Origin of the sequence: Mangrovibacter phragmitis, from assembly GCF_040429585.1 — a bacterium.
Taxonomy (GTDB): domain Bacteria; phylum Pseudomonadota; class Gammaproteobacteria; order Enterobacterales; family Enterobacteriaceae; genus Mangrovibacter; species Mangrovibacter phragmitis.
This window is the reverse complement of the sequence record NZ_CP134782.1, coordinates 933,870-960,667: the sequence shown is the minus strand read 5'-3', so window position 1 is coordinate 960,667 and position 26,798 is coordinate 933,870. Positions and strand designations below refer to the sequence as shown.

Below are 26,798 nucleotides of genomic sequence, written 5' to 3'. Positions count from 1 at the left end.
AAAAAACGGGAACCCACCGGCTCCCGTTCTTCACTAACCTGCAATGCAGATTACATGTTCGCGATAATCGCGTCGCCAAACTCACTACATTTCAGCAGTTTAGCGCCATCCATCAGACGTTCGAAATCGTAGGTTACGGTTTTGGCAGCGATTGCGCCTTCCATACCTTTAACGATTAAGTCAGCGGCTTCAAACCACTGCATGTGGCGCAGCATCATCTCAGCAGACAAAATCACAGAACCCGGATTCACCTTATCCTGGCCTGCATATTTTGGTGCGGTGCCGTGTGTTGCTTCAAACAGTGCACATTCATCACCAATGTTGGCACCCGGAGCAATACCGATACCGCCAACCTGAGCTGCCAGAGCGTCAGAAATGTAGTCACCATTCAGGTTCATGCAAGCGATGACATCATATTCTGCCGGACGCAGCAGGATTTGTTGCAGGAAGGCATCAGCAATGACATCTTTAACGATAATGTCTTTGCCAGTGTTCGGATTTTTAATTTTCATCCACGGTCCGCCATCAATCAGTTCACCACCAAACTCTTCGCGAGCCAGTTGGTAACCCCAGTCTTTAAAGGCACCTTCAGTGAACTTCATGATGTTGCCTTTGTGCACCAGCGTAAGGGAATCGCGATCGTTTGTGATTGCGTATTCAATAGCAGCACGCACCAGGCGTTTGGTTCCGTCTTCAGAGCAAGGTTTGATACCGATACCGCAGTGTTCCGGGAAGCGAATTTTCTTCACGCCCATTTCTTCACGCAGGAATTTGATAACTTTTTCAGCGTCTGCGCTGTCGGCTTTCCACTCAATACCGGCATAGATGTCTTCGGAGTTTTCGCGGAAAATAACCATGTTGGTCAGTTCAGGGTGTTTTACCGGGCTTGGCGTGCCCTGGTAATAACGCACCGGGCGCAGGCACACATACAGGTCCAGTTCCTGGCGCAAAGCAACGTTCAGGGAACGGATACCGCCGCCAACCGGAGTAGTCAGAGGTCCTTTGATGGCAACACGGTATTCGCGAATCAGATCAAGTGTTTCAGGTGGCAGCCAGACATCCTGGCCATAAACTTTGGTAGATTTCTCACCGGTATAAATTTCCATCCAGGAAATTTTACGCTCACCGTTATAAGCTTTTGCGACAGCGGCATCGACCACTTTCAGCATTGCTGGCGTAACGTCCACCCCGATACCGTCACCTTCAATAAATGGAATAATCGGGTTATTTGGCACGTCAATCTTGCCATTTTGCAGGGTGATCTTTTTACCTTCCGCCGGAACAACTACTTTGCTTTCCATTCACCTCTCCTTCGAGCGCTTCTGGTTACTCTTTTGTTAATAATTTGTAATGGCGCGTCAATACTACCTGAATGTTTTACGCCATGCCAGGCACTTATGTTTACGTTATAATGCGTGAATCAACCTTACCTGAAAATACCATGAATAAAACTTCTTTTAGAAATCCCCAGGTTAAACGATTCAGCTCCAAACAAGGCGCCAAAAATAGTAAAACTGGTGGTCCAAAACGGCTTATTCTCTTCAATAAACCTTATGATGTACTCCCCCAGTTTACCGATGACGCCGGTCGCCAGACCCTGAAAGACTATATTTCCGTACCGGGCGTCTATGCAGCCGGGCGTCTGGATCGTGACAGCGAAGGTTTATTGTTGTTAACCAACGATGGGAAATTACAGGCGACATTAACGCAACCAGGCAAGCGAACCAGTAAAATTTATTTTGTACAAGTGGAAGGTGAACCTGATGAAGCTGCACTGGAAGCCCTGCGTAATGGCGTTACACTAAAAGACGGCCCAACCTTGCCCGCCGGGGCGGAAATTGTTACTGAACCCGTATGGATTTGGCCGCGTACGCCCCCTATCCGCGAGCGAAAATCTATTCCAGTCAGTTGGCTTAAAATCACGCTCTGTGAAGGCCGTAACCGGCAAGTGCGCCGTATGACAGCACATATTGGCTTTCCTACGCTGCGCCTGATCCGCTATGCGATCGGGCCTTACACGCTGGAAAATATTCCCTGTGGGGAATGGCGGGAATTACCAGTCTGAATATAAGGAAAAAATAATGCTGAAGCCCCATGTTACGGTTGCCTGTGTTGTTCAGGCAGAGAATAAATTCCTGGTTGTTGAGGAAAAAGTGCGCGGTAAAGCCACCTGGAACCAGCCTGCCGGGCACCTTGAAGCCAGGGAAACCCTGGTTGAAGCCGCAGAACGCGAACTGTATGAAGAAACCGGTATCATTGCGCAACCGCAGCATTTCTTACAACTGCACCAGTGGATAGCACCGGATAACACACCGTTTTTACGTTTTCTGTTCGCTATTGATTTGCCTGCAATATGCCCAACAGAACCCCACGACAGTGATATTGACCGCTGCCTGTGGGTGGATGAACGAACCTTATTGCGAGCCACAAATCTGCGCTCACCACTGGTTGCAGAAAGCCTGCACTGCTACCGCAAAGGCGAACGTTATCCGCTGGCATTACTGGGTGCTTTTAACTGGCCGTTCACAAAGGATGCCTAACGGTTCGGCGCGTGCTAGAATACGCCGCTTCGAAGTTGATAGTCGTGAGTATCTCCATGCCAGAAAGCCAGAAAAAAGTAATCGTCGGGATGTCCGGCGGTGTTGACTCTTCCGTCTCCGCTTACCTGTTACTGCAACAAGGGTACAAGGTGGAAGGCCTGTTCATGAAGAACTGGGAAGAAGATGATGGCGAGGAGTATTGCACGGCTGCTGCAGACCTCGCAGATGCACAGGCCGTCTGTGATAAGCTCGGTATTGAACTGCATACGGTCAATTTTGCAGCCGAATACTGGGATAATGTCTTCGAGTTATTCCTTGCTGAATACAAAGCAGGTCGTACGCCAAATCCGGATATTTTGTGTAATAAAGAAATCAAATTCAAAGCATTCCTGGAATTTGCTGCAGAAGATCTCGGTGCCGATTATATCGCAACGGGTCACTATGTACGCCGTGCTGATGTCAACGGGAAAAGCCAGCTTCTGCGTGGCCTTGATAGCAATAAAGACCAGAGTTACTTTCTCTATACTCTGAGCCATGAACAAATCGCGCAAAGCCTGTTCCCGGTAGGTGAACTGGAAAAGCCACAAGTCCGTAAAATCGCTGAAGAGCTGGATCTGGTCACTGCGAAGAAAAAAGACTCCACCGGTATTTGTTTTATTGGCGAGCGTAAATTCCGTGAATTCCTTGGCCGCTATTTGCCCGCACAACCAGGGAAAATTATCACCGTTGATGGTGATGAAATAGGTCAACACCAGGGGTTGATGTACCACACGCTCGGTCAGCGTAAAGGGTTGGGGATTGGTGGTACAAAAGAAGGTAGCGAAGACCCGTGGTATGTGGTGGATAAAGATGTCGCCAACAATATTCTGATTGTGGCCCAGGGCCATGAACACCCACGGCTGATGTCCACCGGGCTGGTTGCTCAGCAGTTACACTGGGTATCTCGTGAACCACTCTCTGCACCTGTAGAGTGCACAGTGAAAACACGCTATCGCCAGGAAGATATCCCTTGCACCGTTATCCCTCTGGATGAAAACCGGATTGAAGTGCGCTTTGCCACACCGGTTGCTGCGGTAACCCCCGGTCAGTCTGCGGTATTTTACACCGGAGAAATCTGCCTGGGTGGTGGGATAATTGAACAACGTATTCCTCTGTAAATCATTCCTGCTGCACAAAAGAAAGGAGTTTGCGTGGCTAAGCAATATCATGACATCACACTGGCGCTTGCGGGCGTCAGCCAGGCGGCAATGTTAGTGCAACAGCTTGCCCACCAGGGGCATTGTGACACGGATGCGTTACATGTCTCGCTAAACAGCGTGCTCGACCTGAACCCACCGTCTATGCTTGCAGTATATGGTGGTCAGGAAGCCAACCTAAAGCCAGGCCTTGAAGCGCTGCTGGGTGTACTTAACGCAGGCCAGCGCCATGGTATCGTCGCAGATATCACGCGTTATACCCTGAGCCTTGTGGTACTGGAGAAAAAGCTCTCTGCAAACGCGAATGCGCTGAACACCCTCGGTGAACGTATTCAGGGGCTGCAACGCCAACTGGATCATTTTGATGTCATGTCCGATACCTTAATAAGCGCGATGGCCGGTATTTATGTGGATGTTATCAGCCCACTGGGGCCGCGCATTCAGGTTACCGGCTCACCTGCCGTGCTGCAAAGCGCACAAGTGCAGGCGAAAGTGCGCGCCACACTGCTCGCCGGTATCCGCGCTGCTGTGTTGTGGCGCCAGTCAGGCGGTAGCCGCCTGCAACTCATGTTTTCCCGAAATCGCCTGTCCACACAGGCACGGCAAATTCTTGCTCAATGTTAACCTCTCAGGAGTTACTACTGATGGAATTATCCTCACTGACCGCCGTTTCCCCCGTTGATGGACGCTACGGCGATAAAGTCAGCGCCCTGCGCGCTATTTTCAGTGAATTCGGTTTGCTGAAATTCCGCGTCCAGGTCGAAGTTCGCTGGCTGCAGAAGCTGGCCGCACACACAGCGATCAAGGAAGTTCCTGCTTTTGATGCAGACGCAAACGATTTCCTCAACAATATCGTTACCAGCTTTAATGAAGAAGACGCGGCACGAATCAAAACGATTGAGCGCACGACGAACCACGATGTTAAAGCGGTGGAGTACTTTCTGAAAGAAAAAGTCAGTGAAGTCCCTGCACTGCATGCTGTCTCTGAATTTATTCACTTTGCCTGCACATCTGAAGATATCAATAACCTGTCCCACGCACTGATGCTGCAAACCGCGCGCGCTGAAGTCATCCTGCCGTGGTGGCGTAAAATTATCGATGCGGTTAAAGACCTGTCACAGCAATACCGCGATATTCCACTGTTATCGCGTACCCATGGTCAACCTGCCACACCCTCCACCATTGGTAAAGAAATGGCTAACGTCGCTTACCGTATGGAGCGCCAGTACCGCCAGTTAGAGCAGGTAGAAATCCTCGGTAAAATTAATGGTGCGGTAGGTAACTATAATGCTCACCTGGCTGCTTACCCGGATGTCGACTGGCATAAATTCAGCGAAGAATTTGTCACCTCGTTGGGAGTCCAGTGGAACCCGTACACCACGCAGATTGAACCGCACGACTACATTGCCGAACTGTTTGACTGTGTTGCCCGTTTCAACACCATTGTGATTGATTTCGACCGGGATGTGTGGGGTTACATCGCGCTGAACCACTTTAAACAGAAAACTATCGCCGGTGAAATTGGTTCATCCACCATGCCACACAAGGTTAACCCTATTGATTTTGAAAACTCAGAAGGTAACCTGGGCCTGGCAAATGCAGTTATGCAACATCTGGCCAGCAAACTCCCGGTTTCTCGTTGGCAACGCGACCTGACAGACTCCACCGTGTTACGTAACCTAGGTGTAGGTGTGGGTTATGCGCTTATTGCCTGGCAGTCCACGCTCAAAGGCATCAACAAACTGGAAGTAAACCGCGACCACCTGCTGGAAGAACTGGATCACAACTGGGAAGTGCTGGCGGAGCCCATCCAGACGGTAATGCGCCGTTATGGCATTGAACAGCCTTACGAAAAACTCAAAGCGTTAACCCGTGGCAAACGAGTGGACGCCGAAGGGATGAAACAGTTTATTGATGGTCTGGAATTACCGGAAGAAGAAAAAGTTCGTCTCAAAGCGATGACTCCGGCTAACTATATTGGCCGCGCCATTCAAATGGTGGATGACCTGAAATAACCCCTCCGGGTGAACGCTGCCAACGGGTGGCGTTCACCCTTCATCACTGGCGTTTATAACTCATATTTATCTACCTCTTCGCTTCACTGAACCAATTTCAGCAAATAGTTACACTAATCACCCTGCACTACTGACCAGGCCACGTACAATCTCCCCATTATTTTTACCGGGCTGCTTTGCAATCAAGCTGTTTCAATAAATTCACCATATGTGCGAAAATGGTGAAAAGAGCAAGGCTGATTATGTGAAGTTATGAGGATTATCAATGCGCGTACTGGTTGTGGAAGATAACGCGTTATTACGCCATCACCTGAAAGTTCAGTTGCGTGAATTGGGCCACCAGGTCGACGCAGCAGAAGATGCTAAAGAAGCAGATTACTTTCTGAAAGAGCATGTGCCGGATATTGCTATTGTTGACCTTGGTCTGCCGGATGAAGACGGTGTATCAATGATTAGCCGCTGGCGTAACGAACATATCACGCTTCCTATTTTGGTACTTACGGCGCGCGAGAGCTGGCAAGAAAAAGTCGAAGTGCTTGGCGCTGGAGCGGATGACTATGTGACCAAACCTTTCCACCTGGAAGAGGTGGTCGCCAGGATGCAGGTATTAATGCGCAGAAACAGCGGGCTGGCGTCACAGGTGATTACACTGGCACCTTTTCACCTTGATTTGTCTCGTCGCGAATTATCCATTAACGACATCCTTATCAAGCTCACCGCCTTTGAATATACCATTATGGAAATGTTAATTCGCAATAATGGAAAGGTTGTCAGTAAAGAAGCATTAATGCTGCAACTGTACCCGGATGCAGAATTGAGAGAAAGCCACACCATTGATGTACTAATGGGGCGGTTACGTAAAAAAATTCAGTCACAGCATGCTGGTGAAGTCATTATCACGGTACGAGGCCAGGGCTACCGTTTTGAACTGGCACCATGAAACGCGTTTACACATGGTTATTTCCCCTTTCCCTGCGCCTGCGTTTTTTGCTGGCAACAGCGGCGGTCGTCACTATACTGTCGCTGGCCTATGGTTTTGTCGCTATCGCCGGTTATACAGTCAGTTTTGATAAAAATACTTTCCGCCTGCTTCGTGGCGAAAGCAATATGTATTACACGTTTGCCCACTTCAGGGACGGTAAACTGTCAGTTGATTTTCCCCCTGCGTTGAATGAACAAAGCCCAACACTGGCAATGATTTACGATACACACGGCAAATTGCTCTGGCAACAACGCCCGGTATCCTGGGTAAAGGATAATATTCGCCCGGAGTGGCTCAAATCTGACGGTTTCCATGAAATTGAATCCTCGCTGAGTGCCAGTCGGGCATTACTGAGTAATAACAGCAAAATGCAGGAAGTCTTACAAACGCTGCATAACGATGAAAGTAGAACCTCCGTAACTCACTCGGTCGCCATTAACCTCTATCCGGCAACCGCTACGTTACCACCGTTGACTATTGCCGTTGTCGATGCCATTCCAGTGGAGCTAAAGCGCGCAAATAAGGTCTGGAACTGGTTTATGTATGTGCTGGTTGCCAACATACTGCTGGTTATTCCCCTGCTCTGGCTCGCCGCGCGCTGGAGTTTGCGCCCCATTGAATCCCTGGCAACCGAAGTCCGTGAACTCGAATCCCGCCACCGTGAACACCTTAATCCTGAGACGACACGCGAACTGACCAGCCTGGTACGTAATCTGAACCGCCTGGTGACATCAGAGCGCGAGCGCTATAACAAATACCGCACAACACTTACCGACCTCACCCACAGCCTGAAAACGCCACTGGCTGTTTTACAATCCACACTTCGTGCCCTGCGCACAGAAAAAATGGATGTCAGCCAGGCGGAAAGCATCATGCTCGAACAAATCAGCCGTATTTCCGGCCAGATTGGTTATTACCTGCACCGTGCCAGTGTTCAGGGCAGCGGTGTATTGCTAAACCGTGAACTCCATCCGGTAGCACCACTACTGGACAGTCTGGCCTCGGCACTCAACAAAGTCTATCAAATCAAAGGGGTGGATATTCGGCTGGATATATCACCGGAAGTCGCTTTCATTGGTGAAAAAAACGACTTTATGGAAGTACTGGGCAACGTGCTGGATAATGCCTGTAAGTACTGTCTGGAGTTTGTCGAAGTTCGGGCCAGCCATTGCGATGAAGGCCTGGTGGTGGTTGTCGATGATGATGGTCCAGGTATTCCGGAAGCACGGCGGGCTGGGGTGTTCGAGCGCGGACAACGTATTGACACACTGCGCCCAGGCCAGGGAGTCGGGCTGGCTGTTGTTCAGGATGTCGTTGAACAATATGATGGGGATATTCACCTTGCAGAAAGCCACCTTGGCGGTCTGTCAATGAGGATATTATTTCGCCGCCAGGATGGTGCCGCACCCGAGTAACCCCATTAAAAATACGTTACAGTTCACCGTGCATCCTCGCCATCATCCGTTATAATCCGCCCAAGGTCATCGCCTCAGGAACATATATGGAATACCACGCAGATATAAACTGGCCCGATTTTATTCAACGCTACTGGCAAAAACGCCCGGTAGTGCTTAAACGTGCACTGAAAAACTTTATTGACCCCATTTCACCGGATGAATTAGCCGGGCTGGCAATGGAGAATGAAGTTGACAGCCGCCTGGTCAGCCACGATGACGGGCAATGGCAAGTCAGCCACGGGCCGTTTGAAAGCTTTGATCATTTGGGGGAAACCAACTGGTCATTGCTGGTTCAGGCGGTTGATCACTGGCATGAACCCAGTGCGGCATTAATGCGTCCGTTTCGCGCACTACCTGACTGGCGAATTGACGACCTGATGATTTCTTTCTCGGTACCTGGTGGTGGTGTGGGGCCGCACCTGGATCAGTACGATGTGTTTATTATTCAGGGAACAGGCCGCCGCCGCTGGCGGGTGGGTGAAAAAACGCCGATGGCGCAGCATTGCCCACACCCGGACCTTCTGCAAGTGGATCCTTTCACAGCCATTATTGATGAAGAGATGGAGCCCGGCGATATTCTCTACATTCCGCCTGGTTTTCCTCATGAAGGCTATTCGCTGGAAAATGCACTTAACTACTCAGTCGGTTTCCGTGCTCCGAGTGGTCGGGAATTGGTGAGTGGGTTTGCTGACCATGTATTGCAGCATGAACTGGGCGGTAAACGATTTGAAGATCCCGATGTTCCTGCCCGGGCTCATCCGTCAGAGATTTTACCCTCAGAACTTGATGGCATTCGTGCCATGATACTGGCACTGATTAATGATGAAACCCAGTTCAATAGCTGGTTTGGTGAATTTATTAGCCAGTCTCGCCATGAACTGGAGATTGTACCGCCGGAACCGCCATACCAAAGCGATGAAGTGTACGATGCGCTCCAGCAGGGAGAAGAGTTAAACCGGCCGGGAGGGTTACGTGTGCTGCGTATTAATGATGCGGTGTTCGTCAATGGGGAGCAACTGCACAGCTCAAACCAGCAGGCACTTTTCGCATTGGCAGATAACCTGACAATTGGGAAAGATAAACTGGGTGATGCCCTGGAAGACCCGTCATTTCTGGCAATGCTGACAGCGCTGGTGAACAGCGGTTACTGGTATTTCGAAGCCGAATAACACAACAACCGCGCGCACAAAATAGTGCGCGCGGTTCTGCCGGGGTTTTTATTCCCCACGTTGTGCGGTCAGTTCAGCAATTCTCACAATAACGCTGACTGCTTTTTCCATACTGTCCAGGCTGATAAATTCGTGTTTACCATGGTAATTATACCCACCGGTAAACAAATTAGGGCAAGGCAGCCCTTTGAAAGACAGCTGAGCACCATCAGTGCCGCCGCGAATCGGTTTAAGCACCGGCTCAACATCACAATCCAGCATGGCCTGGCGCGCCAACTCAACGATATGCGGGTGCGCGGCTACCTGCTCATGCATATTGTAATAGCTGTCTTCAATGGTCAGTTCGATATAGCAGTCCGGGTGCAGGCCCTTCCCTACTTTTTTCGCAATATCCATCATGCGGCGTTTGCGGGCTTCAAACTGTTTGCGGTCGAAATCACGAATAATGTATTGCATATCTGCCCGTTCAACCGTGCCTTTCATTGAATGCAGGTGGTAAAATCCTTCATAGCCTTCAGTTGTTTCCGGCGCTTCTTCCGCCGGTACTTCTGAGTGGATCCGCGCAGCCAGCGACAACGCATTCACCATCACCCCTTTAGCGGTCCCCGGGTGCACATTATTGCCGACAATTTTGATGTGCACAGACGCCGCATTGAAGTTCTCCGCTTCTAACTCGCCCAGGCCTCCGCCATCAACAGTATAAGCCCAGCGGGCATCAAAGGCCCCGACATCGAAATGTTTTGCGCCCTTGCCCACTTCTTCATCGGGCGTAAAAGCGACACGAATATCGCCATGAGGAATGTTCTTGCCCTTCAGCACAGCCAGTGCCGTCATAATTTCCGCCACACCTGCTTTATCGTCTGCACCTAACAGCGTTTTGCCATCGGTGGTGATCAGTGTCTGGCCCAGCAACTGGTGCAGCACGGGGAACATTACCGGAGAAAGAATTTCATCGCCCATACCCAGCGCGATATCTCCCCCCCGGTAGTCCTCAACAATTTGTGGATTCACATTTTTGCCACTGGCATCGGGCGCGGTATCCACATGGGCTATAAACCCAATCGCAGGTACCGGTTGTGCCACATTTGCAGGTAATGTTCCCATCACCGTTCCATGCTCACTGAGCGTGACATTTTGCAGGCCCATTTCTTCCATTTGCGCTTTTAACAGCTGCAATAATTTCCACTGGCCCTCTGTGCTGGGCACATGCCTTACGCCCGGCTTTGATTGCGTATCCAGCACAACATACTGCAAAAAACGCTCAAGTAATTTATCCATGTAGTCACCCTCACTCTCTGTGGTTTCATTATCACGAAGCCATAAAAGCAAAATATTGTTTCAGGTCACTTTTTCCGGGCAATCGTCAATAAATAATCTTCTGGTTGTGGATCAATTACTGTGCAACCCCTGTCATAACAAGGTGCATTGATTAAACGTAGTTTAAATATGGTGTTTTTCACCTAAGCCAGGCCGAACAATCATTGGATGTAGGGGCCGTTTGCCGTAGAATGCCAGCCCTTAATCATGAACCCGACCTCAAGGTGGTTAACCACAAACCCCGTATCAGCACTGATACGCCATTTAGGGACTGAAGCAAAATTGAACACACAATCACGTTCGCTCTCACCGCTGGTGCAACTGGCGGGGATTCAAAAATCATTTGATGGAAAAACAGTTATTTCAGATTTATCACTCACCATCAATAACGGCGAATTTCTGACTCTTCTTGGCCCTTCCGGGTGCGGGAAAACCACCGTTCTGCGGATGATTGCCGGTCTTGAAACGGTTGATACCGGGGCTATTCACCTTGAGGACCACGATATCACTCAAATGCCTGCCGAGCAGCGCCACATCAATACCGTATTCCAGAGCTACGCCCTTTTTCCGCATATGACGGTGTTTGATAACGTTGCTTTTGGGTTGCGGATGCAAAAAACCCCGGCTGCAGAGATTTCCCCGCGCGTGATGGACGCGTTGAAAATGGTGCAACTGGAAAGCTTTGCTCAGCGCAAACCGCACCAGTTATCCGGCGGCCAGCAACAACGTGTGGCAATCGCTCGCGCCGTGGTGAATAAACCGCGCCTGTTATTGTTGGATGAGTCGTTGTCAGCACTGGACTACAAGTTACGCAAGCAGATGCAAAATGAGCTAAAAGCATTGCAGCGTAAACTCGGTATTACTTTCGTGTTTGTTACCCATGATCAGGAAGAAGCACTCACCATGAGTGACCGTATCGTGGTTATGCGTGACGGGAAAATTGAGCAGGATGGCAGCCCGCGGGAAATCTACGAAGAGCCGAAGAACTTATTCGTCGCGAGTTTTATTGGCGAAATTAATATCTTCTCCGCAACAGCGATTGAGCGCGTTGATGAGCAACGCGTGCGTGCCAGCGTAGAAGGCCACGAATGCCATATTTATGTCAATTTCCCGGTTAAGCCTGGGCAAAAGCTGAACGTTCTGGTGCGCCCGGAAGACCTGCGGGTTGAAGAAGTACATGGTCAGGCGCCGGCTGAGGGGCTGATTGGCTATGTTCGTGAGCGTAACTATAAAGGGATGACACTGGAATCCACAGTTGAACTCGAAAGCGGCAAAATGGTCATGGTCAGTGAGTTTTTTAACGAAGATGATCCTGACTTTGACCACTCGCTGGATCAAAAAATGGCTATCAACTGGGTAGAAAGCTGGGAGGTTGTGCTGGCAGATGAAGAGCTTGCGTAAATTCCAGAATATTGTTATTGCGACCATCGTGGGCTGGCTGCTGGTGTTTGTTTTCCTGCCCAACCTGATGATTATCGCCACCAGTTTTCTGACCCGTGATGACGCCAACTTCGTCAAGCTGGTTTTCACGCTGGATAACTATGCCCGTCTGTTCGATCCGCTCTATGCAGAAGTGCTGTTGCACTCGCTGAATATGGCATTTATGGCGACACTCGCCTGCCTGTTGCTGGGGTATCCCTTCGCATGGTTTCTGGCGCGCCTGCCGGAAAAAGTCCGCCCGCTATTGCTGTTTCTGCTAATTGTGCCGTTCTGGACCAACTCACTGATCCGCATCTATGGGCTGAAAATTTTTCTCAGCACCCGCGGTTACCTGAACGAGTTTCTGCTGTGGACCGGGATTATTGATACCCCAATACGCATTATGTATACCCCTTCAGCAGTAATTATTGGCCTGGTGTATATCCTGCTGCCGTTTATGGTAATGCCGCTGTACTCCAGCATTGAAAAACTGGATAAACCTTTGCTGGAAGCGGCAAAAGACCTGGGTGCCAGCAAATTTCAGATCTTTCTGCGCATTATTATTCCGCTCACCATGCCGGGTATTATTGCCGGTTGCCTGTTGGTGATGCTGCCTGCGATGGGGCTGTTTTATGTCTCCGACCTGATGGGCGGCGCGAAAAACCTGCTCATTGGTAATGTCATTAAGAGCCAGTTCCTGAACATCCGCGACTGGCCGTTTGGCGCAGCCACCAGTATTACACTGACACTGGTCATGGGCCTGATGCTACTGGTTTACTGGCGTGCAGCACGCCTGTTGAATAAAAAGGTGGAGCTGGAATGATCGGTCGCCTGTTACGCGGCGGTTTTATGTCCGCCATTTATGCGTATCTGTATATCCCCATTATCATCCTGATTATTAACTCGTTTAATACATCACGCTTCGGGATCAACTGGCAGGGTTTTACCACTAAATGGTACAACCTGCTGGTCAACAACGACAGCCTCATCCAGGCTGCACAACATTCTCTGACGATGGCGGTTTTCTCCGCCACATTTGCCACACTGATTGGTTCATTAACGGCAGTCGCGCTTTACCGTTACCATTTCCGTGGTAAACCCTTTGTCAGCGGTATGTTATTTGTGGTGATGATGTCGCCGGATATCGTCATGGCGATTTCATTGCTGGTGCTGTTTATGCTGCTGGGCATTTCCCTGGGATTCTGGTCGCTGTTATTTTCTCACATAACCTTCTGCCTGCCTTTTGTTGTGGTCACCGTGTACTCCCGGCTCAAAGGCTTTGATGTGCGTATGCTGGAGGCAGCCAAAGACCTCGGAGCCAGTGAACTTACTATCCTGCGTAAGATTATTCTGCCGCTGGCGATGCCTGCTGTTGCTGCTGGCTGGTTACTCAGCTTTACGCTGTCAATGGACGATGTGGTTGTTTCATCGTTCGTGACCGGGCCAGGTTATGAAATCCTGCCACTGAAGATTTACTCAATGGTAAAAGTCGGCGTTTCACCTGAAGTGAACGCGCTGGCTACCATTTTGTTGGTGCTCTCACTGGCATTGGTTGTTGTCAGTCAACTCATCCTTCGCGATAAAACGAAAATTCAGGGGACGTTAAAATGAAAAAATGGTCACGCCACCTGCTTGCCGCTGGCGCACTCATGCTGGGTGCCAGCGCCGCCCATGCAAACGACAAAGATACAGTCTATTTCTACAACTGGACTGAGTATGTGCCGCCGGGCCTGCTGGAGCAGTTCACTAAAGAAACCGGTATCAAGGTTATCTATTCGACTTATGAGTCGAATGAAACCATGTACGCCAAGCTGAAAACGTATAAAACCGGTGCCTATGACCTGGTCGTGCCATCCACATACTATGTGGCGAAAATGCGCAAAGAAGGTATGTTGCAAAAGATTGATAAAAGCAAACTGAGCAACTTCCATAATCTCGACCCGGCTATGCTCAATAAGCCTTTTGACCCGAACAATGACTACTCCATTCCTTATATTTGGGGGGCAACCGCCATTGGGGTTAATACAGATGCCATTGACCCGAAAACGGTCACCAGTTGGGCAGACCTGTGGGATCCGAAATACAAAAACAGCTTGCTACTGACAGACGATGCGCGCGAAGTCTTCCAGATTGCTCTGCGTAAACTGGGTTATTCTGGCAATACCACAAACCCTAAAGAAATCGAAGCGGCATATCACGAACTGCAAAAGCTGATGCCCAATGTTGCGGCATTTAACTCCGACAACCCCGCTAACCCTTACATGGAAGGCGAAGTTAACCTGGGTATGATTTGGAACGGTTCAGCCTTTGTGGCGCGCCAGGCGGGTACTCCACTGGATGTCATCTGGCCTAAAGAAGGCGGGATTTTCTGGATGGATAACCTGGCTATTCCGGCGAATGCAAAAAATGTTGACGGGGCACTGAAGCTGATTAACTTCCTGCTGCGCCCGGATATTGCCAAACAGGTGGCGGAAACCATTGGTTACCCGACACCAAACCTGGCGGCACGAAAACTCCTGCCGAAAAATATCGCTGAAGACAAGTCGCTCTACCCTGACGCCAGTACTCTGGAAAAAGGTGAATGGCAAAATGATGTGGGCGATGCCAGCCGTTTATACGAATCGCTGTACCAAAAACTGAAAGCCGGGCGTTAACGCTCAGTTATCCACCCGAGCCACATACACTGATGTGGCTCATTCAGGCAATAAAAAACCGCGTTCAACGCGGTTTTTTTATTGTGCACAGAACACTGCGTCTCAGGCCTGCCTCAGGCTTTGCAGCAATTTGTCTACGTACTCCGGCACCACTTCACTTGCCAGCCCGTAGTGGCACTCTTCGAACTCGTTACCTACCTGGCTTGGCTCAAGGTTCAGTTCTACGGTGTGCGCCCCTTGCAGGCGTGCTTCGTGCACAAACCCCGCAGCAGGGTACACATGGCCGGATGTACCAATCGCGATAAAGTAGTCGGCACCGGCCAGTGCGTGGTAAATCTCATCCATACCCAGCGGCATTTCACCAAACCATACAACATGTGGCCGCAGTACAGCCGGAATTTGACAGCAATGGCAACGGTCCTGGGGCGTTACATCCTGGTTCCATTTGTAAATATGACCACTGTGGGAACAGCGTACTTTCAGGAGTTCGCCGTGCATATGAATAATATGCTTGCTGCCGGCACGCTCGTGTAAATTGTCGATATTCTGCGTAACCAGTAAGAAATTATCACCTAATTCAGCTTCAAGGCGTGCTAAAGCCAGATGTGCCGCATTCGGTTTTATGTCGGCTGCCTGAAGCTGACTTCGGCGCGCGTTGTAGAACGCCTGAACTAACTTAGGATCTCGTGCGAACCCCTCAGGAGTTGCCACATCTTCCACCCGGTGCTCTTCCCACAGCCCGTCGGCTGCACGAAAAGTACGGATACCTGATTCTGCTGAAATACCTGCGCCCGTCAGGACGACAACTTTTGGTTTTTCCATCGTTTCCGGTACCATTCTGTCTCTGAAAAAAATACGCTGTCGCAACCGCTCCCGGAGGCGACGCTTATTTTTTTTGAAACGACACTGTTGGTGTAAACGCCGCGATTGCATATCAACCCCTGGTTGTATTACTGAATGCCGGGCTGCGCCCTCTCCATCTTCACCCTGACGCACAGTTTTGCCACATAAAATCCATAGCAAAACAGTGCGCGACTTCAAAAACAGGGCCATTGCGGCCACTCATTGTTGTGGGTGGCAAGCGGCAATTCCGCTTCTGGTCTTCAGGGTAGAAGTCTTCGCCTCTCCCTGCAACTCCGTCTTTTTATTGCCCGCTTAGCACCCTGGCCGGATCTATCCGGCTGGCTCGCCGAGCCGGATACCAACTGGCTAACAGGCTCAGTACAATTGCGGTCAGCAGGACAATCACCACATCTTCCCAGTGCAGTTCCGAGGGCAGGAAATCAATGAAATAGATATCACCGGACAAGAAGTGGTGACCGATTAATTTTTCAATCCCACCAATGATGGCTGTCAGATTCCAGGCACCGAGCACACCGATTACCACCCCGCTCAGGCTACCAACTAACCCGGCCATCAAACCATACCAGACAAACACGGCGCGAATCAGGCCATCTTTTGCGCCCAGTGTACGCAGTACTGCGATATCGCTGCTTTTGTCTTTTACCGCCATCACCAGGGTGGAAACAATATTAAAGCAGGCCACGCCAATAACCAGCACCATCGCCAGGTACATAATCGCGCGGATCATCTGGATATCACGGTACATATAGCCGTAAGTACCAATCCAGCTTTTGATATAAACATATGCATTGGTGACTTCACCGGCATCCCGCACCAGTTTATTGGCGTGGAACACATCTTTCACTTTAATGGCGATACCGGTGACACTGTCTCCCATATCCAGATATTGCTGCGCATCAGCCATTGGTACCATGGCAAAGCTGTGATCAAGCTGGCCGCTCAGTTGTAAAATACCACTGACATGCAGGCGGATACGCTTCGGCTGCAGCAGTTTTCCGGCACTGTCTGAGTTGGGGATCATGATAGAAATCCAGTCGCCCTGATGAACTTTAAGTGCATCGGCCACGCCTTTACCCAGAATAATTTGCTGCTCACCCGCACGGAAATTATCCCATGCATGATTTTGCACAAATTGCGGCAAAGCGCTGATATGGGTTTCCTGCGAGGGATCCACACCTTTGACCTGAATAGCGCGCAGGCTGGTTCCGCTTTCTACCAGCCCGGTGAAGTTCACATAAGGGGCCGCGCCAACAATACCTTTAACTTTCTCAATACGCCCAAGAACAGACTTCCATTGCACAAAAGGCTGGTTTACCGGCTCAATTTCACCATGAGGAACAACGGCCAGAATGCGGTTATCCAGTTCCCGCTCAAAGCCATTCATTGCACTCAGGCCGATAATCAAAACCGCCACACCCAGAGCGATGCCAATGGTGGATATCACCGAAATCAGCGATACCATGCCACCTTTACGACGCCCGCGGCTAAAGCGCAGCGCCACTCGCAAAGAAAGAGGCAACGCCATTAGCGGCTCTCCATAATAGTCAGTTCCGGGTTCAGGTGCCCGTCACGCATTTCCAACTGGCGTGACATCCGTTTTGCCAGGTGCAAATCGTGAGTCACGACCAAAAATGCGGTACCCTGTTGCCGGTTCAGTTCTCCAAGCAGCGCGAAAATGCTGTCTGCATTGCGGGCATCAAGGTTACCGGTGGGTTCATCAGCCAGCACCAGGCGTGGGTTATTTACCAGTGCACGGGCGATGGCAACCCGCTGGCGCTCACCACCAGATAATTCAGACGGCCGATGGTGTCCACGATGTTCCAGCCCAACCGCCGCGAGCATTTCACGGGCTTTCAGTTCAATTTCAGCCGGTTTGCCTTTACCAATCAGCAAAGGCATAGAAACATTCTCCAGCGCAGTAAAGTCGGGCAGCAGATGGTGAAACTGATAAATAAAGCCCAGTTCGCGGTTACGCAACTCCGCACGCGCTGAAGAGGACATCTTACTCAGGGATTTACCACCAAACACCACATCACCGGACGTCGGTGTATCCAGCCCACCCAACAAGTGCAGCAAGGTACTTTTCCCTGAGCCAGAACTCCCGACAATCGCCATCATCTCGCCAGGTTCAATAGCAAAGCTCACGTTATGCAGCACATCAGTTTGCACCGCACCTTCCTGGTAGCGTTTGCACAAATTGTCGCATTGCAACAGGTTAGGATTACTCATAACGTAAAGCCTCAGCAGGTTGGGTGGCGGCAGCGCGCCAGGAAGGGTACAACGTTGATAACAGGGCGACAGCCATGGCAGCCAGCGCAATCACTGTTACCTGAACCGGGTTAATATCCACAGGAAGCGCGGCGCCATCCAGCATCGCGCCAATAACTGGCATCAAAGTATTAAGCTGGCTGGCGAGTAACACACCCAGCCCAGCGCCAGCCAGTGCGCCAATCACACCAGCACCTGCCCCCTGGACCATAAATACCGCCATAATCTGGCCGCGGGTCAGCCCCTGGGTTTGCAAAATCGCCACTTCGCTTTGCTTCTCCATGACCAGTAAGCCAAGAGAAGTAATAATGTTGAACGCAGCGACCGCCACAATCAGGCTCAACAGCAGCCCCATCATGTTTTTCTCCATGCGCACCGCCTGGAAAAGCTCGCCTTTGCGCTCACGCCAGTCATGCCAGACCATTCCTGCTGGCAAGGCCTGTTGGCTCAAGGTATCCACCGCCAGCGGATGATCCAGCCATAACCGCCACCCGGTAATGTTACCTGGGGGGTAGCGCATAACACGGGAAGCATCCTGAATATTCACCAGCATCTGGTAGCCATCGACTTCGCTGTTCGCCGCAAACGTCCCAATGACGGTGAACAGACGCTGGCTGGGGATCCGCCCCATTGGGGTGAACTGGCTGGCAGAAGGTACCATCAGGCGAACTTCATCGCCTGCGCGCACGCCTAACTGCCCGGCGAGCTGCTCGCCCAGGATAATATTGTATTTCCCTGGCGCTAACTGGTTCTGTTTTACCCCCACCAGGTAAGGTGTCAGCGGGTCAGACTGAGCGGGGTCAATGCCCAGCATCACGCCAACCGCAACATTGCGCGCACTTTGCAGGACGACATCACCGGTGGTTAACGGCGCAACCCGTTTCACCCCGGTAAGGTGCAATGCGCTGGCAGGCTGTTTTGCAGGGTTAACTGACCCGGAAGATGAAGAAATGACAACCTGAGGCATCAGGCCAAGTATGTTGTTTTGCAGTTCTTTTTCGAATCCATTCATCACAGAAAGCACAGTGACAAGCGCCATCACACCCAACGTAATACCGATGGTAGAAAGCCAGGAAACAAAACGACCGAAGCGGTCTGCTGCACGGCCACGCATATAACGTAGCCCGATAAATAACGCGACAGGTTGGTACATGAAGTCCGTCTGGTTGCGGTTTTCCAAAATTTTGAGGAGTATATAAGTGAACGCCAGTCAAGTAAATGAGATATAGCCGAAGCGCTCCTGTTCTTCGCCATTTTATTATTTTAGAATCAGCCAGTTAAAGAAACCGTAACCGCGCATTACACCCTGTCAGTGCTCACCTTCAGGCGCAAAGCAATGCACCCACTCACAACAGTCGTCACAACTTGGTGAACGGCAAACCAGGTCACCTTCCTGTTGCAGGCAGCGCTGGCGGTAGAAGAATTTTTTCCAGCGCATTTTTTTATTATTCATTACAACCAGTTGAGGAAAACATTCCTGCATCAATTCTCCCAGTTCCGCCCTGGAGTCCAGCCCCAGGTCTTCCCACAAATGGTTGAAACCCATTGCTGCGCTGGCAAGTAACCAGTGCACAGGCAACGGACTTTGTGCATAACCTTTCAGCCACAATGCCAGCTGGTCGCGTTCCGCCAGGCGTGGCTGTAACAAGGTGGTAGCCAGAGCGCGCCTGGCCGCTATCTCCGCAGCCGCAGGCAGTGTTTCATCACATTGCAGGGTGCGCGACAAAAGAGACCAGGCCCCGCTATTGAGGCCCATTAATTCAGGAAAATTCCCGCGCCCGCTGGCATAGTTACTATACAGGCGTTGTAACCAGTAAATGGTTTCCGGCATCAGGCTGCCCCTTGTTCATCCAGCAAATTCCCTGCCTGGCAGCGTGCCTCCCACCACCGGCTCAGCACGTCTGTTACATTCTGCCAGGCACCTTCAATACAAGGCTGAATCCCCTGCTGTTCCAGTTTCACCCAGGGGCCATAACCAATACGGGCACTGAATACGGCTTTTACGTCGCCAAGCAGCGCCAGTATCGCGGCCATACGTGCTTCCGGTGCCTGAGTACTTTCACCTTCAGCTTCACAGGAATCCGGCCCTTTGCAGTATTGCGGCATAAAGCGCTCATTGACCAGTACCACACCGGCTTCAGACAGGCTGTAGATCTGTACCCGTTGCGCATGCCCGAAATGGCAGTCAATCACATCGCCACGGGAACTGGTCACCGCAACCAGGCAGGCTGACGGGTCATCGGAAGCACCCCGGGTTGCAATACGCGCCTGGATGGCCGCACGTTTATGTACCTGGTCCGGGCCGGGGCGCGCCTGTTTTTCCATTTCTGCCAACGGCAGGCTCTGGCTGCGGTCTTCGCCCAACATGCCAATGGCATCTGCGCGGCACTGCTTGCAGTGCGCCATTTGCGGCATCATTGGGCTACATTCGGCACGTACTGCATCCACCATCGCACTGTCCGGTTCCGGTTGCCCGTTAAGGCCAAACACCGTGCCATGTTCAGGCCTTGCAATCAGTGGCATCACATTGTGTAACAGCGCCCCCCAGCCACGAACTGCCTCACTTACCCGGGCTAAATGCCGGTCATTAATACCTGGAATCAACACAGAATTGATTTTCACCAGTATGCCTTTTTCTGTCAGCTTCCTGACGCCTTCTTCCTGGCGTGCCAGCAGGATTTCCCCGGCCTCGCGGCCGCTATAGCGCTCACCGTCCACCCACAGCCAGGCGTAGATCTGTGCAGAAATATCCGGGTCAATGGCGTTAACAGTGACAGTGACATGATCCACGCCACTGGCAATAATGCGGTCGGTCACGGACGGTAGCATCAGACCATTGGTAGAAAGGCACTGTTTCACATCAGGTAACTGTTCGCGCAGTAGCGCAAGTGTGGAAAACGTCCGGCCAATATTTGCCAGTGGGTCGCCAGGACCGGCGATTCCCACCACTGACAGTTGTGGCATTACGCTGGCCACTGCCACCGCTCTTGCCACAGCCTGTTCCGGTGTCAGTACTTGTGACACCACACCCGGACGGGATTCGTTGCTGCAATCATATTTACGGTTACAGTAATTGCATTGCAGATTACAGGCTGGCGCCACGGCCAGATGCATGCGGGCATACTGGTGATGTGCACTGGATGAATAACACGGGTGATGCGCAACTTTGCTGGCCTGTAGCGCGGTGAACTGAGCACTGTTGTCAGTGCGGCAGCTACGCGCGGTTTGTGATGAAGGACAAGGCGCCATAATCTCTTCCGGTTCGTGAATGATATCCTACTCTTGCAAAGGCTGAACCAGTTTTAGAAAGAAATTAAAACCATTAAAAACAAATAATTAAATAGCATCCCTGCTATAAGAATTTGTCAGTATTGCCGCACAGACCTGACAATGTGTTAAAGAAAACAATATGTCTCAGAAACGGTGCATATTGATATCCATAATCTGGATACGATAGGCCACCTGACGTGGCGTCATGCCCAGCAAACGGGCGGCTTTCGCCTGAACCCAGCCCGTTTTTTCCAGCGCCGCAATAATACGCTGCCGCTCATCGAGGCTTTGATCCAGCCAGTCTTCATCTGGCACCGGGTTGGCAGACATTTTGCTGACCAGTGGCAGTGCCTCATTATGGTTGAACAAAATCACATCACGGTCTATTACACCGTTGTCACTCATCACCGCCGCACGTTCAAGGCAGTTTTCCAGTTCCCGCACATTGCCCGGCCATGCATAGTTCAGTAGCAGGCGAATGGCGCCATCAGTGATGCGTAATGAACGCCCCTGATGCGCGGCAATTTTATTCACCAAATGCCGTGCCAGCAGGTCGATATCGTCCTGGCGTTCCCGCAAGGGTGGAAGGGAAACCGGCATAACATTCAGGCGATAATAGAGATCCTCGCGGAAGTTCCCGGCCCGCACTTCTTCTTCCAGGTTCCGATTAGTCGCAGCGACAATGCGCACATTCACTTTGAGGGTTTCGTCACCCCCCACTCGTTCCATTTCTCCTTCCTGGAGGATACGCAACAATTTGGCCTGGAAAGACGGGCTGCTTTCACCGATTTCATCAAGAAACAGTGTTCCGCCGTCTGCCAGTTCAAAACGCCCTTTCCGCTGACGTACAGCTCCGGTAAACGCCCCTTTCTCGTGGCCAAACAATTCGCTTTCCAGCAAGTTATCCGGTAGCGCCGCACAGTTGAATTTTACAAAGGGGGCCGCCGCTCGTGGCGATGAATAATGAATTGCATTGGCGACCAGTTCTTTACCCGTGCCACTCTCCCCGCGCACCAGCACCATTGTATCCCAGCGCGCAACCTGCTGAATAACCTCACGAATCTGGCGCATGGTGGGGCTACTGCCCACCATGTTCTCGAAACTGAAGCCGCGTGGTGTCTGGCAATTCGCGGGCTGAGCGGGTTGTGGCGCGGCGGTTGTAGTTTTCGGCTGGCTGTAGTGCGTGAGCCGGACTGTTTGTGCAATCAGGCTGGCAATAGTTTCTAAAAAGCGCGTGCTGGCTGGCAGGCGTGATTCAAACAGCGCCATGGGTTGTGCCGCCAGTACACCAATAGGTTTGTCTTCTCCGGGGACAGGCACCCCAATAAAAGGTAAGTCGTAATCATACAGGCTTAACCGGTCAAGAAAGCGCTGATCATCTGCCACGCGCGGCAGCACAACCGGCTGAGAGGAGCTCAGAATGGTACCGACCAGCCCCTCGCCAGGACGGTAACGAACCTGGCTACTGCTGCCGACAACATGTTGCCTGTCGCAATGCAGAGCCTCTACGGTCAGTGCGCCCCGCTCATGATTGAACAGGCATATCATACCGTGTTGCATAAACGCATCGTCGTGCAGGATACGTAAAACTGCCTGCAGCGTATCGCTGACACTGTTGCAGCGGCCGAGTTCAAGACTGATACGCTGAACTGCGGTGAACTGTTGCGACAGATCAAAACGCCAAACGACATTGCCCGTATCCGGGGACTGGGTCATTTTGTACCTCCTGTCGTAGCTGCCGGCAATGGCAGCCTGATAGTTAAGCAACTTCCGCCTTCGGGGTCGGATGTCAGGTCAATAGCTCCCTGGTGATTGGCAACCAGGGTTTGCATCAGACGCAGTTCCATGCCCTGCCCGGGGCCGGTTGCTGTCGTCTGGTTGTGGCTATATCGCGCCCGATGAACGGGAATATTGTCAGTAAGGTAGAGAGTCAGCCAGCGCTCATCACGGCTGCCAATTATTTGCATTTCCAGTTGAAACGGTTGTAATTCCTGTACCAGAACCAGAGCACGGTCCAGCCACAGGCTAAGGACAGCCAGCACCTGAATTCGGTGCCCGAAGGCCTGTATCGCGCTGTCTTCGAGTGAGACATTCAGCGTATGGCAAGGTTGAAATCGGGTATGGTAAAGCGCGACAAGATCAGCCAGTAGCGGCTTAAGAAGCCACCATTCTGGGGGTTCATTATCTAATTCCGGGCGGCATGCCTGCAGGCGGCTGACAGCAGCTTCACCCTCACGCCAGGCTGACTCCAGCGCCATATTGCCATGCTCATCGCCATTTAACCGGCGGGCGGCGGCCAGCATATTGATTGGGCAGTTAAGTTGCACCAGGGCTGCATCGACTGATTCGCGAATCGCCGCCAGTAATTTCCCATAAGTTAACTGCTGTTTCAGGCGGTCGAGCCGCCCCTGTTGCTGCTGTTGATGCAGTTCAGTACAGTCGCTCACCAGCACCAGTGTGCGGGGCTGTGCGTTATCGGTAAAATAGCGGCTTGCTTCTTCACTTACCCCGGGTAAAGGCCAGTAACTCAGGTTGAACCAGCGCCGTTTCCCGCGCACGATCAACGGCAAAATTTTGCCTTCCTGCTGGCGAGCTTCATTATGCTGGTAGCCAAGCAAAGACAGGGCTTCCATACCACCGCAATCTGCACACAGTGTTTTATAGGCCAGGTTGTCCATTACCACCTTGCCTTCACCATCGGTCACGACGACAGCTGCCGGAATATTATTCAGTACGGCGGTAATTAAGGTCATATGGTTGCGCAGGCGTTGCTGCAGCGCGTAGTTGTCGCTGATGTCTTTCTGCATCGCCAGAAAATAGTCAACTTTCCCGCCGCTACCGAAGATAGGCGTGATATCGACTTCACCCAAGTAAAGGCTGCCATCACACCGCTGGTTAATCAGTTGCCCGCGCCAGGGAATGCCCTGAGTAAGGTGGCGCCACATCTCGTCATACACGGTGCGTGGTGTCTGCCTGCTCGCCAGGATACGGTGGTTTTGCCCGATGAGTTGCGAGGCGGTGTAACCTGTTAACTGGCAAAAGGCATTGTTGCAATAGACAATACGCGCGTCGGCATCAGTAAGAGAGATTGCCACAGCAGATTGTGCCACCAGTGCGGTGAACAGTGCGTTGTGCTGGTGTAGCAGCGTATCGGCAATTTCACCCTGTGGATAAACATCCGATACGAACGATAACGTATCACTCATCCTTTCCCCCTTTATTCACTGCCTGGTGTCACGTTTGCGACAATATTTGGTGCGTAAATCCAACAAAATTGGTTACGGATAACACATGCGAAAAACGTGCAATCTGGCAGGCGATAAGCCTGATTTCTGCATGGGTATTGACGTAGCGCAAATTTTGGCCGTTTTTTCATCACCAGGCTGTGATCCACTGAATTGTTTGTTCACTGTTTTGCCTGCAACTCCTGCCATTCCGATCACTTTTAGTGCATTTTTGCGCCAGTTTTGTGCACCTGAAACTCTGGCACGTTGTTCGCACTATCAGGTAAAAATCATGGCGTCAGATTCCTGGCGCCAGGCCCACCTGAGGAGTCTGTTATGGCAAATGTCGGCATTTTTTTTGGTTCTGATACGGGGAAAACCCGCAAGATTGCGAAGTTGATTCATAAAAAGCTGGGAGACGCGGCAGATGCCCCCGTCAACATCAACCGGACATCGCTGGAGGCGTTTTTGTCTTACCCGGTGTTGATGCTGGGAACCCCCACATTAGGCGACGGGCAGTTACCGGGTATTGAGTCTGGTTGTGAGTCCGAGTCCTGGCTGGAGTTTCTGGACTCATTGCAGGGTGTGGACTTAAGTGGTAAACACATTGCCTTATTTGGCCTGGGCGACCAGGTGGCTTACCCGGATAACTTTGTCAGTGCACTGAAACCTTTGTATGACGTGCTCTGCGCATGTGGCGCGAAACTGATTGGTGACTGGCCTAACGAAGGCTACAGTTTTAACCATTCTGCGGCATTAATTGGTGAGAAATTCGTAGGCCTGGTTCTCGACCAGGATAACCAGTATGACCTGAGTGAAGAGCGACTGGACAGCTGGCTGGAACAAATTACCCCATTATTTGCCTGAAATGCGCGACTCTCTGCCTGCTGGCAGAGAGTACTCAGTGTGTTGCCGGTAACGTTAACAGGCTGGACAGCCACTGCTGTTGGTAACGTTTTCTTGCCTGCTCAGTTAACCAGGCGCGTGATTTTTCCAGCGCCACCGCTTCATCCAGAGCTTCAGCAGGGCGAATGTCCTCACACAGCAAAAGATGCAACCCCAGCACTGTTTCCACCACCGCACTCAACTGGCCTTTTTCAAGGGAAAACAGGCAACTGTCGAGCTCCGGATATAACAATCCCGGGCTTATCCAGCCCAGTAAGCCACCTTCCATTGCACTGGGGCAATGGGAAAAGCGCAACGCCTGGTCGGCAAAGCAGCCAGGGGATTCAGTAACAGCCAGAACAATCGCAGCAATTTGCGCGCGTTCCGGGGCCCTGTCCTCATCGTTGTCACACGTCAGGAGAATATGCCGGGCTTTTCTCTGGGCCGGGCGGCAAAAACGCGCTGCATTTGCCTGGTACCAGGCAGTCACTTCCTGGTCATCGGGCGGCGGAGCCTTGCGGGCAACCCGGTTCATCACCGAAGTTACATGTGCCTGATGGACAGCAATATCCTGCTGTTCGCCACGGGTAAACCCGTGTGTATCCATAAAACCGGCCTGCTCTTTGCGCACCAGCGCCGCCAGTTGACTCACTGTATTGTCAGCCGGGTAGTGGCGGCAAATTGCCAGTTCCAGAGCCATTTGCCGGGTAAGCTGCGCCTGGAAAGTGCTCTGTTCAGCAACAGGAATGTCTTCTGGCAGGCATTGCCAGTGGCGTTGCGCCAGTTGCAGTGCAGCAAAGCGTTGCCAGGGGAGTTGATCTGTACTCATCCGGCCTCCACCTGGCGCAGTAAACGAGCGGGCACTTGCAAAAAACGGTCGCCAAACTGGACAGTAAAGCTTTCGCCCTGCAAACCCTGCCCGGTGGCAGTTATCTTGCCAACCGCGCCAGGAGCGGCAACAACCTGCCCTTTCAGGGTTAGTGTCGCGTTGACTTCAACCTGGTCGCCATACTGGAATAACCCGGCGTCCCAGAAAACTTCTGCGGCAATAAGTTCACTTTCGCGGCACCCTACCACCCGGCCTTCAGCGGGGAAATGAACCTGGTAGACAACGTGTTCTTGCAGGTACAGCCCCCATTCCCTCACATAACCAATACTGCCCCGGCGCACCAGCTGATCACCTTTTTGCAGGCCAGGATAAGTGCCGTCATTGCGTACTGTGCGCACCACACGAACTTCATCACCAAAGGAAAAACGTGGTTTATTCATAAGATGCCTCTTGATGCTCACAGACCGCAAGATAGCTTTCATTGAGTAAACGGCGGGCCAGTTGCCAGCCAGTGTCAGAGTCACTTTCCAGGCTGTTACGCAATGGAACCGCGTCCTGCAGGCGCTGGCGAAACTCACGCAGAATCAGTACTGATGCACGCTGTAACCGTTCAGGTTCGCAGGGCACCCCGAAGAAGGAGAAAAAGCTTTCCAGCGAGTCCAGCGTATTAACGCCAGGTAATTGATAAAACCACTCCATCATTGTCCCC

Annotated in this window: 26 protein-coding genes; 13 read left to right on the top strand and 13 right to left on the bottom strand. The window is 51.5% G+C overall.

Annotated elements, in window-relative coordinates:
* Nucleotides 1-50: 50 nt before the first annotated feature.
* The gene (gene icd / locus MPHASIOC01_RS04510; RefSeq protein ID WP_064601308.1) at nucleotides 51-1,301 is read right to left on the bottom strand and encodes an NADP-dependent isocitrate dehydrogenase; all 1,251 of its coding nucleotides are present in this window, start codon (nucleotides 1,299-1,301) and stop codon (nucleotides 51-53) included.
* 110 nt (nucleotides 1,302-1,411) lie between these two features.
* Between icd and rluE the strand changes: the two genes are divergently transcribed.
* The 8 genes from rluE (at nucleotide 1,412) to MPHASIOC01_RS04470 (ending at nucleotide 9,359) form a co-directional block, all read left to right on the top strand.
* The gene (gene rluE / locus MPHASIOC01_RS04505; protein WP_353614043.1) at nucleotides 1,412-2,065 is read left to right on the top strand and encodes a 23S rRNA pseudouridine(2457) synthase RluE; all 654 of its coding nucleotides are present in this window, start codon (nucleotides 1,412-1,414) and stop codon (nucleotides 2,063-2,065) included.
* A gap of 16 nt (nucleotides 2,066-2,081) precedes the next feature.
* Complete coding sequence (locus MPHASIOC01_RS04500) at nucleotides 2,082-2,540, top strand: NUDIX hydrolase (protein WP_353614042.1); 459 nt, start codon at nucleotides 2,082-2,084, stop codon at nucleotides 2,538-2,540.
* Between the two features lie 56 nt (nucleotides 2,541-2,596).
* A complete protein-coding gene (gene mnmA / locus MPHASIOC01_RS04495; RefSeq protein ID WP_064601310.1) occupies nucleotides 2,597-3,697 on the top strand; it encodes a tRNA 2-thiouridine(34) synthase MnmA in 1,101 nt (366 codons plus the stop codon).
* 33 nt (nucleotides 3,698-3,730) lie between these two features.
* Complete coding sequence (gene hflD, locus MPHASIOC01_RS04490) at nucleotides 3,731-4,360, top strand: high frequency lysogenization protein HflD (RefSeq protein ID WP_036108351.1); 630 nt, start codon at nucleotides 3,731-3,733, stop codon at nucleotides 4,358-4,360.
* Nucleotides 4,361-4,380: 20 nt separating this feature from the next.
* Entirely contained in the window at nucleotides 4,381-5,751 is a 1,371-nt protein-coding gene (purB, locus tag MPHASIOC01_RS04485; RefSeq protein WP_064601311.1) for an adenylosuccinate lyase, read from the top strand.
* Nucleotides 5,752-6,016: 265 nt separating this feature from the next.
* A complete protein-coding gene (phoP, locus tag MPHASIOC01_RS04480; RefSeq protein ID WP_064601312.1) occupies nucleotides 6,017-6,691 on the top strand; it encodes a two-component system response regulator PhoP in 675 nt (224 codons plus the stop codon).
* Entirely contained in the window at nucleotides 6,688-8,148 is a 1,461-nt protein-coding gene (phoQ, locus tag MPHASIOC01_RS04475) for a two-component system sensor histidine kinase PhoQ (RefSeq protein WP_064601313.1), read from the top strand. The genes phoP and phoQ overlap by 4 nt, the downstream gene beginning before the upstream one ends.
* Nucleotides 8,149-8,234: 86 nt before the next feature.
* Nucleotides 8,235-9,359 (top strand): cupin domain-containing protein, encoded by a 1,125-nt coding sequence (locus MPHASIOC01_RS04470; protein ID WP_353614041.1) that lies wholly within the window; start codon nucleotides 8,235-8,237, stop codon nucleotides 9,357-9,359.
* A 48-nt stretch (nucleotides 9,360-9,407) separates the two neighbouring features.
* Here the strand turns inward: MPHASIOC01_RS04470 and pepT are convergent, their stop codons facing one another.
* Nucleotides 9,408-10,637, bottom strand: a complete 1,230-nt coding sequence (gene pepT, locus MPHASIOC01_RS04465; RefSeq protein ID WP_353614040.1) for a peptidase T — start codon at nucleotides 10,635-10,637, stop codon at nucleotides 9,408-9,410.
* 246 nt (nucleotides 10,638-10,883) lie between these two features.
* Here pepT and potA point away from each other — a divergent pair, with 246 nt between their 5' ends.
* Genes potA through potD form a run of 4 tightly spaced genes read left to right on the top strand, consistent with a single transcriptional unit; the run spans nucleotide 10,884 to nucleotide 14,749 of the window.
* Entirely contained in the window at nucleotides 10,884-12,077 is a 1,194-nt protein-coding gene (gene potA, locus MPHASIOC01_RS04460) for a spermidine/putrescine ABC transporter ATP-binding protein PotA (protein WP_074388857.1), read from the top strand.
* Nucleotides 12,061-12,918 (top strand): spermidine/putrescine ABC transporter permease PotB, encoded by an 858-nt coding sequence (potB, locus tag MPHASIOC01_RS04455; RefSeq protein ID WP_064601316.1) that lies wholly within the window; start codon nucleotides 12,061-12,063, stop codon nucleotides 12,916-12,918. Before potA ends, potB begins: the two co-directional genes overlap by 17 nt.
* Complete coding sequence (potC, locus tag MPHASIOC01_RS04450; RefSeq protein ID WP_064601317.1) at nucleotides 12,915-13,706, top strand: spermidine/putrescine ABC transporter permease PotC; 792 nt, start codon at nucleotides 12,915-12,917, stop codon at nucleotides 13,704-13,706. Before potB ends, potC begins: the two co-directional genes overlap by 4 nt.
* The gene (gene potD, locus MPHASIOC01_RS04445; protein WP_064601318.1) at nucleotides 13,703-14,749 is read left to right on the top strand and encodes a spermidine/putrescine ABC transporter substrate-binding protein PotD; all 1,047 of its coding nucleotides are present in this window, start codon (nucleotides 13,703-13,705) and stop codon (nucleotides 14,747-14,749) included. The genes potC and potD overlap by 4 nt, the downstream gene beginning before the upstream one ends.
* Before the next feature lie 102 nt (nucleotides 14,750-14,851).
* On the opposite strand, the gene cobB is transcribed toward potD, so the two are convergent.
* From cobB to nifL, 8 genes are all read right to left on the bottom strand, one after another.
* On the bottom strand, nucleotides 14,852-15,682 hold the full coding sequence (cobB, locus tag MPHASIOC01_RS04440) for a Sir2 family NAD+-dependent deacetylase (protein ID WP_064601319.1): 831 nt from the start codon (nucleotides 15,680-15,682) through the stop codon (nucleotides 14,852-14,854).
* 211 nt (nucleotides 15,683-15,893) lie between these two features.
* Nucleotides 15,894-17,138 carry a lipoprotein-releasing ABC transporter permease subunit LolE gene (lolE, locus tag MPHASIOC01_RS04435; RefSeq protein ID WP_353614039.1) on the bottom strand — a complete coding sequence of 415 codons (1,245 nt, stop codon included), beginning with the start codon at nucleotides 17,136-17,138 and terminating at the stop codon, nucleotides 15,894-15,896.
* Nucleotides 17,138-17,842, bottom strand: coding sequence for a lipoprotein-releasing ABC transporter ATP-binding protein LolD (gene lolD / locus MPHASIOC01_RS04430; protein ID WP_064601321.1), 705 nt, complete (start codon nucleotides 17,840-17,842; stop codon nucleotides 17,138-17,140). The genes lolE and lolD overlap by 1 nt, the downstream gene beginning before the upstream one ends.
* Complete coding sequence (lolC, locus tag MPHASIOC01_RS04425) at nucleotides 17,835-19,034, bottom strand: lipoprotein-releasing ABC transporter permease subunit LolC (protein WP_353614038.1); 1,200 nt, start codon at nucleotides 19,032-19,034, stop codon at nucleotides 17,835-17,837. The genes lolD and lolC overlap by 8 nt, the downstream gene beginning before the upstream one ends.
* Nucleotides 19,035-19,190: 156 nt before the next feature.
* Nucleotides 19,191-19,712, bottom strand: a complete 522-nt coding sequence (locus MPHASIOC01_RS04420) for a nitrogen fixation protein NifQ (protein ID WP_064601323.1) — start codon at nucleotides 19,710-19,712, stop codon at nucleotides 19,191-19,193.
* Nucleotides 19,712-21,130 (bottom strand): nitrogenase cofactor biosynthesis protein NifB, encoded by a 1,419-nt coding sequence (gene nifB / locus MPHASIOC01_RS04415; protein WP_064601324.1) that lies wholly within the window; start codon nucleotides 21,128-21,130, stop codon nucleotides 19,712-19,714. The genes MPHASIOC01_RS04420 and nifB overlap by 1 nt, the downstream gene beginning before the upstream one ends.
* A gap of 165 nt (nucleotides 21,131-21,295) precedes the next feature.
* Nucleotides 21,296-22,867, bottom strand: coding sequence for a nif-specific transcriptional activator NifA (nifA, locus tag MPHASIOC01_RS04410; RefSeq protein WP_353614037.1), 1,572 nt, complete (start codon nucleotides 22,865-22,867; stop codon nucleotides 21,296-21,298).
* Nucleotides 22,864-24,357 (bottom strand): nitrogen fixation negative regulator NifL, encoded by a 1,494-nt coding sequence (gene nifL / locus MPHASIOC01_RS04405; protein ID WP_064601326.1) that lies wholly within the window; start codon nucleotides 24,355-24,357, stop codon nucleotides 22,864-22,866. The genes nifA and nifL overlap by 4 nt, the downstream gene beginning before the upstream one ends.
* 354 nt (nucleotides 24,358-24,711) lie before the next feature.
* Here nifL and MPHASIOC01_RS04400 point away from each other — a divergent pair, with 354 nt between their 5' ends.
* Nucleotides 24,712-25,242, top strand: a complete 531-nt coding sequence (locus MPHASIOC01_RS04400; RefSeq protein WP_064601327.1) for a flavodoxin — start codon at nucleotides 24,712-24,714, stop codon at nucleotides 25,240-25,242.
* A 34-nt stretch (nucleotides 25,243-25,276) separates the two neighbouring features.
* Here MPHASIOC01_RS04400 and nifM read toward each other — a convergent pair whose 3' ends face one another.
* The 3 genes from nifM to MPHASIOC01_RS04385 are packed head-to-tail and all read right to left on the bottom strand — an operon-like array spanning nucleotide 25,277 to nucleotide 26,791.
* A complete protein-coding gene (nifM, locus tag MPHASIOC01_RS04395; protein WP_064601328.1) occupies nucleotides 25,277-26,089 on the bottom strand; it encodes a nitrogen fixation protein NifM in 813 nt (270 codons plus the stop codon).
* Entirely contained in the window at nucleotides 26,086-26,529 is a 444-nt protein-coding gene (locus MPHASIOC01_RS04390; RefSeq protein WP_064601329.1) for a nitrogen fixation protein NifZ, read from the bottom strand. Before MPHASIOC01_RS04390 ends, nifM begins: the two co-directional genes overlap by 4 nt.
* Entirely contained in the window at nucleotides 26,522-26,791 is a 270-nt protein-coding gene (locus MPHASIOC01_RS04385) for a nitrogenase-stabilizing/protective protein NifW (protein WP_353614036.1), read from the bottom strand. Before MPHASIOC01_RS04385 ends, MPHASIOC01_RS04390 begins: the two co-directional genes overlap by 8 nt.
* Nucleotides 26,792-26,798 lie beyond the last annotated feature (7 nt).